Origin of the sequence: Duganella sp. 1224, assembly GCF_013408245.1 — a bacterium.
GTDB lineage: Bacteria > Pseudomonadota > Gammaproteobacteria > Burkholderiales > Burkholderiaceae_D > Rugamonas.
The window spans coordinates 1,092,050-1,104,577 of the sequence record NZ_JACBYS010000001.1; the positions used below are offsets into that span (position 1 = coordinate 1,092,050).

The window sequence follows — 12,528 nt, forward strand, 5'->3', positions numbered from 1 at the left end:
GTCGCGGGCGGCAATTGGCGATTTTTGAAATGGATGATCGAATCATGAAATACCCACTGTCCCTGATGGCCCGCCGCGCCTTGCTGCCGTTGATGCTGCTGGCATCGGCGGCGGCGCTGGCCGCCGCCACGCAGATCGCCCAGGTGCCGCTGCTGAACATCACCGGCACCGGCACGGTCAAGCCCAACCTGATGCTGCTGTTCGATAACTCCGGCTCGATGGACCAGGCTTACACGCCGGACTACGTGGACGACGCCATCTGCCGCGGCGGCGCCACGCTGGCCGCCAGCGCGGTCAGCTGCTCGCCCGGCCATCCGCCGTACATGACGTCCGACTTCAACAAGCAGTACTACAACCCGGCCATCCTGTACGCGGTGCCGGTACGCGCCGACGGCAGCCTCTACCCGTCCCAGACCGCCGCCAACACCAGCAACTGGGGCAACGTCAGCAACGACGGCTTTGGCGTCCGCTACAGCGTGCTGGGCGGCAGCGCCAGCAGCACCGCCTCCTCGGTCAACCTGGTGACCGGCTTCCCCGATCTGCGCTGGTGCAACCCGAACAACAACAGCGACTGCGGCGTCAACACCACCACCTACACCTACCCGGACGCCAGCCACACCTCGGCCAGCGCCATCTACGGCGCGCCGTACTACTACACCATCGGCGTGACCGAGTACTGCACCGACGATACCATGACCGTGTGCCGCACCACCTCGGCCGGCGCCGGCGCGCCGCCCAACTATCCGGTGCCGGTCAAGGTCCGCTGGTGCAACGACAAGACGCTGACCAATTGCCAGGCCAAGCAGGTGGGCGCGTTCAAGTATCCGCGCTATTCGACCTCGGCCGGCTCGGTGGCGGCCTACGCCACCATCGCCATCGGCACCTCGGCCAGCACCGGTTCGCTGTCGGTCAGCAGCGTCAGCATCAATGAAAACGGCAGCAACGTCACGCTGACGTCCGGTGCCGTGACGGCTGCGGGCGGCACCACCACCGCCATCAACCGCCAGGCCATGGCCAGCGCGCTGGCGTCGAACATCAACAACAACGGCGCGGCCACGCAATACCTGGCCTGCGTGCGCACGCCCACCGGCGTCAGCAATGTGCCGACCTGCGCCAGCCTCGGCATCACGCTGAGCGCGGACAACATCGTTGCCGTGGTGGCGGTCGATTGCACGGCCACGCCCAAGAGCGCCGCCACCTGCCCGCGCATTTTCGACGCCTCGCGCGCCGGCTACGCGCTGACCGTGGCCACCTCGCCATCGGCGGCGGTGCCGTCGACCGCGCTGCTGACCATCAGCGGCACCGCCGCCAATTCGTTGCTGCTGTTCACCACCGTCAAGCTCGACAGTACGACGCTGGCCAACAACATCTCGATCCCGCGCAACGCCAGCGCGGCCACGGCGGCCAGCGCCATCGTCAACGCCATCGGCACCGGCGCCAACGTGCGCGCCTACGTCGGCGGCAACAACGTCACGACGATCTGCGGCGCCGCCACCAACCGCAGCGTTTGCCTGGTGAACGTGGCGGCCACCGGCAATGGGCAGGTGCCGTCCGCCTCGGCCGTGTCCGGGCTGACGTTCAGCGCCACCAACAGCGCCGGCTACGCCGACACCATCCCGATCACCACCGCGCCGATGTCGGGCGGCTCGACCGGGCCGAGCAGCTTCACCCGCGTCAACATTGTTTCCGGCAGCACCTATCCGAAGGGCAGCGACCGCACCGACTGCGTGGCCCAGGCCGGCGTCTGCACCTACCAGGAGGAGATGACCAACTTCGCCAACTGGTACGTCTACTACAAGACGCGCCTGCAAATGATGAAGACCTCGGTGGGCATCGCCTTCTCGGCGCTCAACGCCAACTACAAGGTCGGCTATGCCAGATTGTCGGTGGCGGCCACCGGCGGCGCCATGGACATGGTACCGACCGACTTCACCGGCACCTCGCGCAGCACCTGGTACACCAAGCTGTACGGCACCACCACCTCGGGCTCGACGCCCAGCCGGCCGGCGATGGACAGCGTCGGCCGCATGTTCGCCAACGTCACGCCCTACCAGTACGCGGCCGGGCAGGAGGTGGTGCAGTTCCCGTGCCAGCAGAACTTCCTGATCTTCACCACCGACGGCTACTGGAACGGCGGCTCGACCCGCGACTACGGCGACGGCTATTCGCCGATCGTCAACAACGACAACGTCGAAAGCACCACGCGCTTTTGCAGCTACGCGGCCGGCTGCGTTGACATCCGCGCGCAAAGCCAGCCGTCGCTGGCCGACGTTGCGCTGCACTGGTACAACGGCGGCTCCAGCACCGGCACCGTGTCGCTGCGGCCGGCGCTGGAGCCGAACATGAACAAGCCCGGCTCGGTGCCGGCGCGCTCCGGCGAAAACACCCACTTGCACATGAACACCTACACGCTGGGCCTGGGCGTGGACGGCGTGATGAACTACGACCCCAACTACGACACCACCGCGCGCAAGGTCGGCGGCGACTTCTACAACCTGATCACGCGGGTGCAGACCGGCTGCCCATGGAACAACAACGGCCCCTACGTGTGGCCGAACCCGGACGTGACCAACACCGGCAACACGGTGCAGGAGCGGGTGGACGACCTGTGGCACGCCGCCGTCAACGGCCACGGCAAGTACTTCAGCGCCTCGCAGCCGAAGGAGGTGGTGGCCGGACTGAGCGAGGCGCTGTCGAACATGCAGATCCGCCTGGGCGCCGCCGCCGCGGCGGCCACCTCGACGCCCAATATCTCGGTGCAGGACAACGACATCTTCTCGGACACCTTCACCACCGTCAAATGGTATGGCGAACTGTCGGCGCGCAAGATCAACGCCTCGACCGGCGAGGTCGGCACGGCGGTCACCTGGACCAGTTCGGACACCGTCGGCCGCAATCCCGGCGCCACCGGCCCGGCCGGGCGCGTCATCAAGATGCTGGACACCAGCAATGGCGGCCTGAAGGAAGTCAGCTACGACAACATGAGCGCGCTGGAGAAGAGCTGGTTCAGCAACAAGTGCACGGCACTGGCGCAATGCACGCTGCTCACCTCGGCAGAGCGCGACACCGTCAACAACGGCGTCAACCTGGTCAACTGGCTGCGCGGCGCCCAGACCTATGCCGACGACCGCCTGTTCCGCGCCTACACGCTGACCGACCACACGCCGGCCGGCCTGAGCGGCCCGATTCCGATCGTGCTGGGCGACATCGCCTCGTCCAAGCCGGCCTACCTGCGCGACGCCCGCAAGAGCTACACCCGCGCCGGCTACGCCAGCTTCAAGGCCGGCACGCAGACGCGGCCGGCCACCGTGTTCACCGCCGCCAACGACGGCATGCTGCACGCCTTCGACGCCAGCAACGGCAACGAGCGCTGGGCCTACATGCCGCGCATTACGATGAAAAAGCTGTACCTGCAGGCCAGCACCACCTACGGCACCAACCACCAGTTCACCACCGACGGCGCGCCCGAACTGGGCGACGTGCAGATTGGCGGCGTGTGGAAAACCGTGCTGGTGGCTGGCCTCAACGGCGGCGGACGCGGCTACTACGCGCTGGACGTGACCGACCCCACCAATCCGGTCGCGCTGTGGGAACTGTGCGCCGACAGCGCCATCTGCAGCCGCAACGACCCCGACCTCGGCCTCAGCTTCGGCAACCCGCAATTTGGCCTGTGGAACAACCAGTGGGTGGTGTTCCTGACCTCTGGCTACAACAACGTGCCAGGCACGGACGGCGTCAACACCGGCAGCGGCCAGGGCATCCTGTACATCGTCGACGTCGCCACCGGCGCGGTGCTCAAAAAAGTCTCGACGCTGACCGGCGACACCACCACGCCGTCCGGCCTGGCCAAGATCACCGCCATCAGCAGCGACCCCAACCTGGACCCGGTCACCACCTACATCTACGGCGGCGACGTCAACGGCCGCATGTGGCGCTTCGACCTGACCGACAGCACCGGCGCCACCGTGCCGGTGGTCAAGATGGGCGACGCCGGCACCAGCAAGCCGATCACCACGCGGCCGGACGTGACGCTGTGCGCCATGACCAGCAGCAGCACCGACGCCGGCGTCACCAGCAGCGCCACCACCGCCCAGCGCGTGGTGTTGTTCGGCACCGGCCGCCTGCTGGACGTGCCGGATACCACCAACACCGACGTCCAGAGCCTGTTCCTGCTGAAGGACAGCGGCGCCACCATCAATGTGCGCGGCGCCAGCATGGTGCAGCAGACGCTGAGCCAGGTCGGCACCAGCAGCAACATTACCTTCGCGCTGAGCAGCAACCCGGTCGACCTGAGCCAGAGGGACGGCTGGTTCTTCGACTGGAGCGTGACGCCGGGCGAGCGCATGAACCTGGACCCGCAGATCGTCAGCGGCGTGGCCAACGTGGTGACCAACCTGCCGTCGTCGTCGTCGGCCTGCTCGGTGGGCGGCACCAGCAACGCCTACCAGGTCGACATCTGCACCGGCAACGCGCTGCCGAACACGCCGGCCGGCACCATCCTGTCGTCGGACTCGGCGGCGGTGGGCTTCATCATCTACCGGTTGCAGAATGGCCAGCTGAAGATGACCACCACGCTGGCCACCGGCGTCACCAAGACCACCCAGCTGCAGGAAGGCAAATCGGCCGAGGCGCACCGGGTCGGCTGGCGGCGGGTGCAGGGGGAATAAGTTGCTGTCGGCGGGGCCAAGAGCCGGTATAATCGAGGGTTTGCAGAACCGCCTCAGATCGCTCACACAATGGTCAACGATACCGAAAACACAATCCCCGAGAACAATGACGACGCCGTCGCGGCGGCGTCCAGCGCCAAGACGCCGGCCCTGATCGCGCGCGAAGTGCAGCGCCGCCGCACGTTCGGCATCATCTCCCACCCGGACGCGGGTAAAACCACGCTGACCGAAAAACTGCTGCTGTTCTCGGGCGCGATCCAGATGGCGGGCACGGTCAAGGCGCGCAAATCGGGCCGCCACGCCACCTCGGACTGGATGGAAATCGAGAAGCAGCGCGGCATTTCGGTGGCCTCGTCGGTGATGCAGTTCGAATTCCGCGACCACGTGGTCAACCTGCTGGACACCCCCGGCCACCAGGACTTTTCGGAAGACACCTACCGCGTGCTGACGGCAGTCGACTCGGCGCTGATGGTGATCGACGCCGCCAAGGGCGTGGAAGCGCAGACCATCAAGCTGCTGGACGTGTGCCGCATGCGCAACACGCCAATCGTCACCTTCATGAACAAGATGGACCGCGAAACGCGCGATCCGCTGGAACTGCTGGACGAGCTGGAATCGGTGCTGAAGATCAAGTGCGCGCCGGTGACGTGGCCGATCGGCATGGGCAAGAACTTCCGCGGCGTGTACCACCTGCTGAACGACACCATCATGCTGTTCAAGGCCGGCGAGGAGCGCGCCGACGGCGCCTTCGAGCTGATCGAAGGCATCGACAACCCGCGCCTGCAGGAAATGTTCCCGCTGGAGATGGACCAGCTGCGCATGGAAGTGGAACTGGTGCACGGCGCCTCCAACCCGTTCGACCTGGAGCAATTCCTGGCGGGCGTGCAGACGCCGGTGTTCTTTGGCTCGGCGATCAACAACTTCGGCGTGCGCGAGATCCTGTCGGCGCTGGTCGACTGGGCGCCGGCGCCGCGCGAGCGTGACGCCACGGTGCGCGCGGTCGATCCGAAAGAAGAACCGTTCACCGGCTTCGTGTTCAAGATCCAGGCCAATATGGACCCGGCGCACCGCGACCGCATCGCCTTCCTGCGCGTGTGCTCGGGCCGCTTCGAGCGCGGCATGAAGGTCAAGCACCTGCGGCTGGGGCGCGAGGTCAAGGTATCGTCGGTGGTGACCTTCATGGCATCGACCCGCGAGCAGGTGGAAGAAGCGTACGCCGGCGACATCATCGGCCTGCCGAACCACGGCAACATGCAGATTGGCGACTCGTTCTCCGAAGGCGAGCAGCTGACGTTTACTGGCATCCCGTTCTTCGCGCCGGACTTCTTCCGCCAGGTGCGCATCCGCAACCCGCTGAAAATCAAGCAATTGCACAAGGGCCTGCAACAGCTGGGCGAAGAAGGCGCGGTGCAGGTCTTCAAGCCGGTGCAAGGTGGCGAGCTGGTGCTGGGCGCGGTCGGCGTGCTGCAGTTTGAAGTGGTGGCCAGCCGCCTGATGAACGAATACGGCGTTGACGCGGTGTTTGAAAGCACCAGCATCAGCAGCGCGCGCTGGGTATCGAGCGAGGACAAGAAAGCGCTGGCCGACTTCGAAGCGGCGCTGGGCCACAACGTCGCCTACGACGCCGCCGGCAACCTGGCCTACCTGGCCACGTCCGGCGTCAACCTGCGCCTGACGCAGGAGCGCTGGCCCAAGCTGCAATTCCACGCCACCCGCGAACACTCCGCCAAGCTGTAAACTCCGGGGTCAGGTCCTCCATTTCTACACGGCCTCTACCGTACGCGAGCGTACGGTAGAGGCCGTGTAGAAATGGAGGACCTGACCCCGGGTTAAACGCGGAGGAGGGCGGGGACTTCGGTGCTGAGCTCGCGGGCGAGGTAGCCTAGCGGGCCGTGTTTCAGCGCCAATTGTTCGCCCGCCAGCGCGTGCAACGCGATGCCCCAGGCGGCTGCCTGTTCCAGCGTCGCGCCGCGCGCGGCCAGGCCAGTGATGATGCCGGCCAGTACGTCTCCCGATCCCGATATCGCCAATCCGGCATTGCCGCCTTCGTGCCGCCATTGGCGGCCGTCCACCGTCGCCACCACCGTCACCGCGCCTTTCAGGGCTACCGTCGTTTGCCAGCGTTGCGCGGCCAGGCGGGCGGCGGCTTCCGGCTGGGCCTGGATGTCGTGCTTGTCGGCGCCGGTCAGGCGCGCCAGTTCGCCGGCGTGCGGCGTTAGCAGTACGGGGCGGTCGAAGCGGAAGCCTGCGGGAGTGGACGCCGCGTCACAGGCGGCGTCGCGGCCGACGATGCTCATGCCGGCCGCGTCCAGGATCAGGTGGGTGTCGGCGCAGTGTGGCAGCAGGGCACGGACCAGATGGCAGCAGGCGGCGTCATCCTGCATGCCGGGGCCGATCAGGACGGCACTGGCCTGGCTGCAGGCGTGATGCAGGCTGGCGGCGTGGTCGGCCAGCAGGCCGCCGTCTGGCGTTTCTTCCAGACTGATCACGCGCGCTTCCGGCACGGCGGTGCCGATGTGGGCCGCCACGCTGGCGGCGGTGGCGATGGTCAGCTTGCCGGCGCCGGCCCGCAAGGCGGCGCTGGCGGCCAGCAGCACCGCGCCAGGCATCTCGCGCGCGCCGGCGACGATCAGCACATGCCCGCGCGCTTCCTTGTCGGCATCGGCGCCCGGCATCGGCAGGGGCCACTGGCGCAGCAGGGCGGGCGTGATGTCCTGGTTCATGATTTGGGAGCGGCTGGCTGATCCGCTTCGTGCGTCACCGGCGTGCCGGCCTGCTCCAGCGGGGCGACGAAGTTGGCTTGCACCAGCTTGAGCTTGCCATTTTTGCCAGCGTGCGGGTCGAAGCGGTATTCGGTGATGCCGCAGTTGGGCACGTCGCCGCCGCGGTCGATCGCCAGGATGGCGTCCTCGTCCAGCCGCTCCAGCAGGTAGCGGAAGCAGTTGACGATGACCTGATGACCGACGATCAGCACACGTTCGCCGCGGTACTCGCGTGTAATGGTGTCGATCACGCTGCGCAGCCGCAGGATGACATCGCACCAGCTTTCGCCGCCCGGTGGCCGGAAGTAGAACTTGCCGACGTGGGCGCGCTGCTCGGCGAGCTCGGGATACTTGTCGCGGATGCCAAGCGGCGTCAGCCGGTCGAGGATGCCGAATTCCTTCTCCCGCAGGCGCTCGTCGGCGGCGACGGCAGTCAATTGCGCGCGGTCCAGCCGGTCCAGCACGGCTTGGGCGGTGGCGCGCGCGCGCACGTAGGGCGAGTGCAGCACGACTGTCGGTTGCCCGTCCGGCCCCAGCGCGTGGAACCAGTCGCTCATGGCGCGGGCCTGGCGCTGGCCAAGTTCCGATAGCGGAACGTCAACATCACGGTCGGCGATGTCGATCAGGAGTTGCTTGCTGGCCTCAGCGGCGTCGCGCGCAACATTGCCGGCGCTTTGGCCGTGCCGCACCAGCCAGAGTTGCTGAGGCCATTTCTGCTCCATCACGCTATCCTTTTCAAATCGAGTTCCACCCAGACCGGCGTATGGTCGCTGGGCTTCTCGCGGCCGCGCACGTCGCGGTCGACTTCGGCGGCTTTCAGTGCCGGCGTCAGTGACGGGCTGAGCAGCAGATGGTCGATGCGCAGACCGGCATTGCGGCCATAAGCGTTGCGGAAATAATCCCAGAAGGTGTATATGACTTCGCCAGGATGCATGGTGCGCAGCGCGTCGCACCAGCCCTGCTCCAGTAGTCGGTGGAAGGCGGCGCGTGTTTCGGGACGGAACAGGGCATCATCGACCCAGCGTTCCGGTTTATACACGTCTAATTCCGTGGGCATGACGTTGAAATCGCCGGCCAGTATCGCCGGTGCACCGCTGTCGATTAATTGCGCGGCATGCGTGATTAATCGTTCGAACCATTTAAGTTTATAGTCGAATTTCGGTCCGGGCGCTGGATTGCCATTCGGCAGATATAAACCGCCGATAATGACGCCATTTACCACGGCCTCAATATACCGACTTTGCACATCGTCCGGATCGCCCGGCAAACCGCGCCCGGTTTCCGTCGGCGTCTCGCCCTTCGCCAATATGGCGACGCCATTCCAGCTTTTTTGGCCGTGCCAGATGGCGCCATAGCCGGCGTTATTGATGTCCTGCTCGGGGAATTTCTCCTGCGGGGCTTTTAGTTCCTGCAGGCAGACGACATCCGGCCGGGTTTCATCCAGCCACTGCAGCAGGGCGGGCAGGCGGGCACCGATGCCGTTGACATTGAAGGTAGCGATACGCATACAGCAAGTTTATCGCGCAAACCGCATGACAGGAGTGCGTTGGCGCACCTAATTCTGTCCAGTCGTGCCAAGGGTTGGCATGATCCAGCCAACATCTGGCGTCAATCCACGTAATGCTTGACAGTTGCAGCCGTTGGATCTACTGTATTAACCAACTAATACACAAATACAGAAGCTGATGGCCACGCACACCGCCGCCTTGTTTTCGATAGCGACCGGCTCGTCCGATCCTATTTACCGCCAATTAATCGAACAGGTCCGGCGATTCATTGCGGCTGCCGTGTTAAAACCGGGCGATATTTTGCCATCCGTGCGGGAAGTGGCGCTGGCGCTGGCAGTCAACCCCATGACGGTTTCCAAGGCTTATAACATGTTGGAAACCGAAGGATTATTAAGCCGTGCGCGTGGTGTCGGTATGTTGGTGGCGGAAGGGAAATCGCCACAAGGTCGGGAAAAGCTTTTGATACCGACCTTGGAACGGGCCGCCGCCGAAGCCCGTCAATTGGAGCTTGATCCGGAAACTGTGTTGCAACTATTTGCCAAAATTCTTGGGGAAAATAAATGAATCCAGTGGTGGTGGAAAATCTGCATAAGGCGTTTGGCGCGCAGCAAGTATTACAGGGCGTGAATTGGACCATTGCGCCGGGCAAGGTGATCGGTTTATTGGGCCGTAATGGCGCCGGTAAATCGACTTTATTGGAATGCCTGCTTGGCTTGCGAGAATCGGATAGCGGCACAAGCCGCCTGTTTGGCCAGCCCGTCACCGCGTTGGACGAGCACTCCCGCGCCAGCATTGGCTATGTGCCGCAGAAATCCGACCTGTTCGAGTGGCTGACGCCCGTGCAACTTCTGGCCTATTTTAAATCGCTCTATCCCCGCTGGAACCAGCCCAAGGTGGACGCGCTGATGGAGCGCTGGGGTTTCCAGGGGGAGGCGCGCGACCGGCAGATCAGCCAGTTGTCGGGCGGACAACGCCAGCGCCTGTCCATCATCCGCGCCCTGGCGCACGATCCGCAATTGCTGGTGCTCGACGAGCCGGTCGCCAGCCTGGACCCGGTCGGCCGCCGCGATTTTCTGCAGGAACTGATCAGCGACGTCATCGAGCGCGACACGACCGTCATCTTTTCCACCCACATTCTGTCCGACCTGGAGCGGGTAGCGCTGGATGTCGCGTTCTTGCAAGGCGGCAAGATCGTCCTGCAAGGCGCGCTGGATGAGTTGCTTGAAGGTAAAAATCTCAGCCTGGAAGACTTGTTTGTCGAGGTCACGAAATGAACGCCGCGCTGCGTCATTCGTATGGACCCTTGCTGGCCCAGTTGGTGCAGGACAAGGCCCTCTACCGCCAGATGATACGGACGACCGTATTATTCGCTGTCACCCAGCTCGTCCTGTTCACCAGCCACGCCGGCCTGGGCAGCGACATGGACAAGCTGCTGCTCATGTTGATGCCATGGATATTGCTGCAAATGTGGGCGGGCGCCTTCATGCGCAATGCCATCCGCCAGAACCGGCCGGAGTACGCTTGCCTGGTGCCGAATCTGCGCTGCCGCCTGCTGCGGCTCACTGCCGGCCTGTACCTGGCGAATACCGCGCTGTTTTCCGTCGCGACGGGACTGGTCTTCGGGCATCCCGGCTATGGCCTGGTGCTGGGCGGCGCGATGACGGTCCTGATGATCTTGATGCATCGCTTCAGGGCGCTCTCCTGGGGGATGGTGCTGGCGATCCCGTTCGGCACCAAGTTCCTCATTGAGGGCGCGCCGTCGCTGCTTGGCGCCGTCAGCGAAGTCACGTTGACGTTGGCGGTCACACCGGTGGCGGTGCTGCTTGGTGGCTGGGGCTTGCGGCAGCTCCTGCAACAAGGCGGCGACCGCCATTGGACGTGGCAAGCCAGCTACAGCCAGCGCCAGGACGCGTGGACCGGCGTGCACACGCCGGCCGCCGGGGCGCCGGTTCGTTCGCGTCTGCGCAAGCTGTTTCTATTCTTCTACGTGGCGGCGCTGCGCCGCGACAGCCGGCCCGGCGTTGCCGCTGGCCGCGCCATGACGCACGTGCTGGGCCCCGGCACCCATCCCGCCACGGTGATTGCCTATTCGCTGGCTTCGACCGCGCTGGCGCTGGCCGCCGCCTGGTTCAACGACAGCCCGCCGGTTGTCATGATCACCACCACCTGCCTGGTGCAGTTGGGCGCGGTGCTGGTGTATGCGTTCAGCGCGTCCGATGATGTGGTGCTGCACGGCCCCGAACAACAGCTGTATCTGCTGACGCCGGCCGCGCCCGCCGCCAGCGCCATCAATCGGCTGCTGAACGCGATGCTGCTGCGCCGCGCGCTTGCCGTCTGGCTGGTGTCGCTGGCCTGCGCGGTCGCGCTCGACTCGACACTGGCTGGCCGCCTGACATTGCGTGGCCTCAGCTTCATGCTGGCCATGAGCATGCTGTGGACGGTGACGCCGCTGCTGCGCAACTACGCCATCGCGCCGGCGCGCCGCCTGGGCATGCAGTGGACGGCGGTCATCGTGATCATGGTGGTGGCGTGCCTGACCATGCTTGCCATGTCGCGGCTCGTCTCGCACTTCGCCTGGTATGAGGTGGGCAGCGCGATCGGCTTCGGCGCGCTGGCCTATCTGGCGCTGCGCTGGCGGACGCTGATGGCGCTGCCGCCGGTGCTGCCGGCCGGACGGCTGGCGCGGTAGCGGCTAGCTGGTCATCCGCTTCCCAAGCCATACCACATCGATCAGGGCGCCGATCCAGCCGACCAGCATCACTGCCGCAGCCAGGTTGGTGGCCGGATTGTCGATACCGGACGCGTGCACGCGGTCGAGGATGGCAAACGGATCAAGCGCCAGCCTGCCTTCGTTAAGCTCCTGCTGCAACTGCGACACCAGTTGCAGCATGCTGCCCAGCAGGTACAGCACCGCCAGCGCGGTCGGCACCAGGAACAGCATGCCGCGCGACGCGCGTCGTGGCCGCAGCGCCAGGTGGCCCAGTCCGGGAAACAGCAAGGCCGAGATCAACGCCGCCCTGATCGATGCTTTCATAATGCTCCTGTTGTTACTGTGTGCCGATTGACCGAGCGCAAGATTGCACCACGGCAGCCAGCGTAGATTACAACATCTTGGCTGTCAGGGGGAATCATGCGTGCGTGGATCATTATCGCTGTGTTGACGAGTTGCGTGGCGCACGCCGCGCCGGCCGAAAAGGACGCGGTGGCACTGGCCGAGAAAGGCGCGCAGTTCGTGCGCGCACACGGCAAGGCCGAGATGATTGCCCGCATCAACAGCAAGGATCCTGAATTCAACCAGGGCGCGCTGTACCTGGCCATGCGCGACATGCAGGGCATCACCATCGCCCATCCGACCACGGCGCTGATCGGCAAGAACCTGCTGGACGTGCCGGACGCCGACGGCAAGCTGTTCCGCCAGGAGATGGTGGCGCTGGCCAACGGCGTTGGCCATGGCTGGGTGGACTACAAATTCCGCAATCCGGAGACGGGCAGGGTCGAGGCCAAGCGCACCTACGTGCTGCGGGTCGGCGACGTGGCGCTGGAAGCCGGCATCTACAAGCACTGAGCGGCCGTGCTGCGTTCACTTCATCC

10 protein-coding genes are annotated in these 12,528 nt (G+C 65.2%); 6 read left to right on the forward strand and 4 right to left on the reverse strand.

Features of this window, described 5'->3' with window-relative positions; translation table 11 throughout:
- Positions 1-44: 44 nt before the first annotated feature.
- Together FHW58_RS04995 and FHW58_RS05000 are read left to right on the forward strand one after the other, a co-directional pair.
- The gene (locus FHW58_RS04995; RefSeq protein ID WP_229265054.1) at positions 45-4,667 is read left to right on the forward strand and encodes a pilus assembly protein; all 4,623 of its coding nucleotides are present in this window, start codon (positions 45-47) and stop codon (positions 4,665-4,667) included.
- A 69-nt stretch (positions 4,668-4,736) separates the two neighbouring features.
- Positions 4,737-6,404, forward strand: a complete 1,668-nt coding sequence (locus FHW58_RS05000) for a peptide chain release factor 3 (RefSeq protein WP_179671936.1) — start codon at positions 4,737-4,739, stop codon at positions 6,402-6,404.
- Positions 6,405-6,496: 92 nt separating this feature from the next.
- On the opposite strand, the gene FHW58_RS05005 is transcribed toward FHW58_RS05000, so the two are convergent.
- Genes FHW58_RS05005 through xth form a run of 3 tightly spaced genes read right to left on the reverse strand, consistent with a single transcriptional unit; the run spans position 6,497 to position 8,936 of the window.
- On the reverse strand, positions 6,497-7,390 hold the full coding sequence (locus FHW58_RS05005; RefSeq protein WP_179671937.1) for an NAD(P)H-hydrate dehydratase: 894 nt from the start codon (positions 7,388-7,390) through the stop codon (positions 6,497-6,499).
- On the reverse strand, positions 7,387-8,151 hold the full coding sequence (locus FHW58_RS05010) for a histidine phosphatase family protein (protein WP_179671938.1): 765 nt from the start codon (positions 8,149-8,151) through the stop codon (positions 7,387-7,389). The genes FHW58_RS05005 and FHW58_RS05010 overlap by 4 nt, the downstream gene beginning before the upstream one ends.
- Positions 8,151-8,936 carry an exodeoxyribonuclease III gene (xth, locus tag FHW58_RS05015; protein WP_179671939.1) on the reverse strand — a complete coding sequence of 262 codons (786 nt, stop codon included), beginning with the start codon at positions 8,934-8,936 and terminating at the stop codon, positions 8,151-8,153. The genes FHW58_RS05010 and xth overlap by 1 nt, the downstream gene beginning before the upstream one ends.
- 178 nt (positions 8,937-9,114) lie before the next feature.
- Here xth and FHW58_RS05020 point away from each other — a divergent pair, with 178 nt between their 5' ends.
- The 3 genes from FHW58_RS05020 to FHW58_RS05030 are packed head-to-tail and all read left to right on the forward strand — an operon-like array spanning position 9,115 to position 11,626.
- A complete protein-coding gene (locus FHW58_RS05020) occupies positions 9,115-9,501 on the forward strand; it encodes a GntR family transcriptional regulator (RefSeq protein ID WP_179671940.1) in 387 nt (128 codons plus the stop codon).
- Entirely contained in the window at positions 9,498-10,211 is a 714-nt protein-coding gene (locus tag FHW58_RS05025; RefSeq protein ID WP_179671941.1) for an ABC transporter ATP-binding protein, read from the forward strand. The genes FHW58_RS05020 and FHW58_RS05025 overlap by 4 nt, the downstream gene beginning before the upstream one ends.
- Positions 10,208-11,626: a hypothetical protein gene (locus tag FHW58_RS05030; protein ID WP_179671942.1), complete on the forward strand. Its 1,419-nt coding sequence runs from the start codon at positions 10,208-10,210 to the stop codon at positions 11,624-11,626. The genes FHW58_RS05025 and FHW58_RS05030 overlap by 4 nt, the downstream gene beginning before the upstream one ends.
- A gap of 3 nt (positions 11,627-11,629) precedes the next feature.
- On the opposite strand, the gene FHW58_RS05035 is transcribed toward FHW58_RS05030, so the two are convergent.
- On the reverse strand, positions 11,630-11,971 hold the full coding sequence (locus FHW58_RS05035; protein ID WP_179671943.1) for a hypothetical protein: 342 nt from the start codon (positions 11,969-11,971) through the stop codon (positions 11,630-11,632).
- Between the two features lie 96 nt (positions 11,972-12,067).
- Here FHW58_RS05035 and FHW58_RS05040 point away from each other — a divergent pair, with 96 nt between their 5' ends.
- Positions 12,068-12,502: a cache domain-containing protein gene (locus tag FHW58_RS05040; protein WP_179671944.1), complete on the forward strand. Its 435-nt coding sequence runs from the start codon at positions 12,068-12,070 to the stop codon at positions 12,500-12,502.
- Positions 12,503-12,528: the final 26 nt, after the last annotated feature.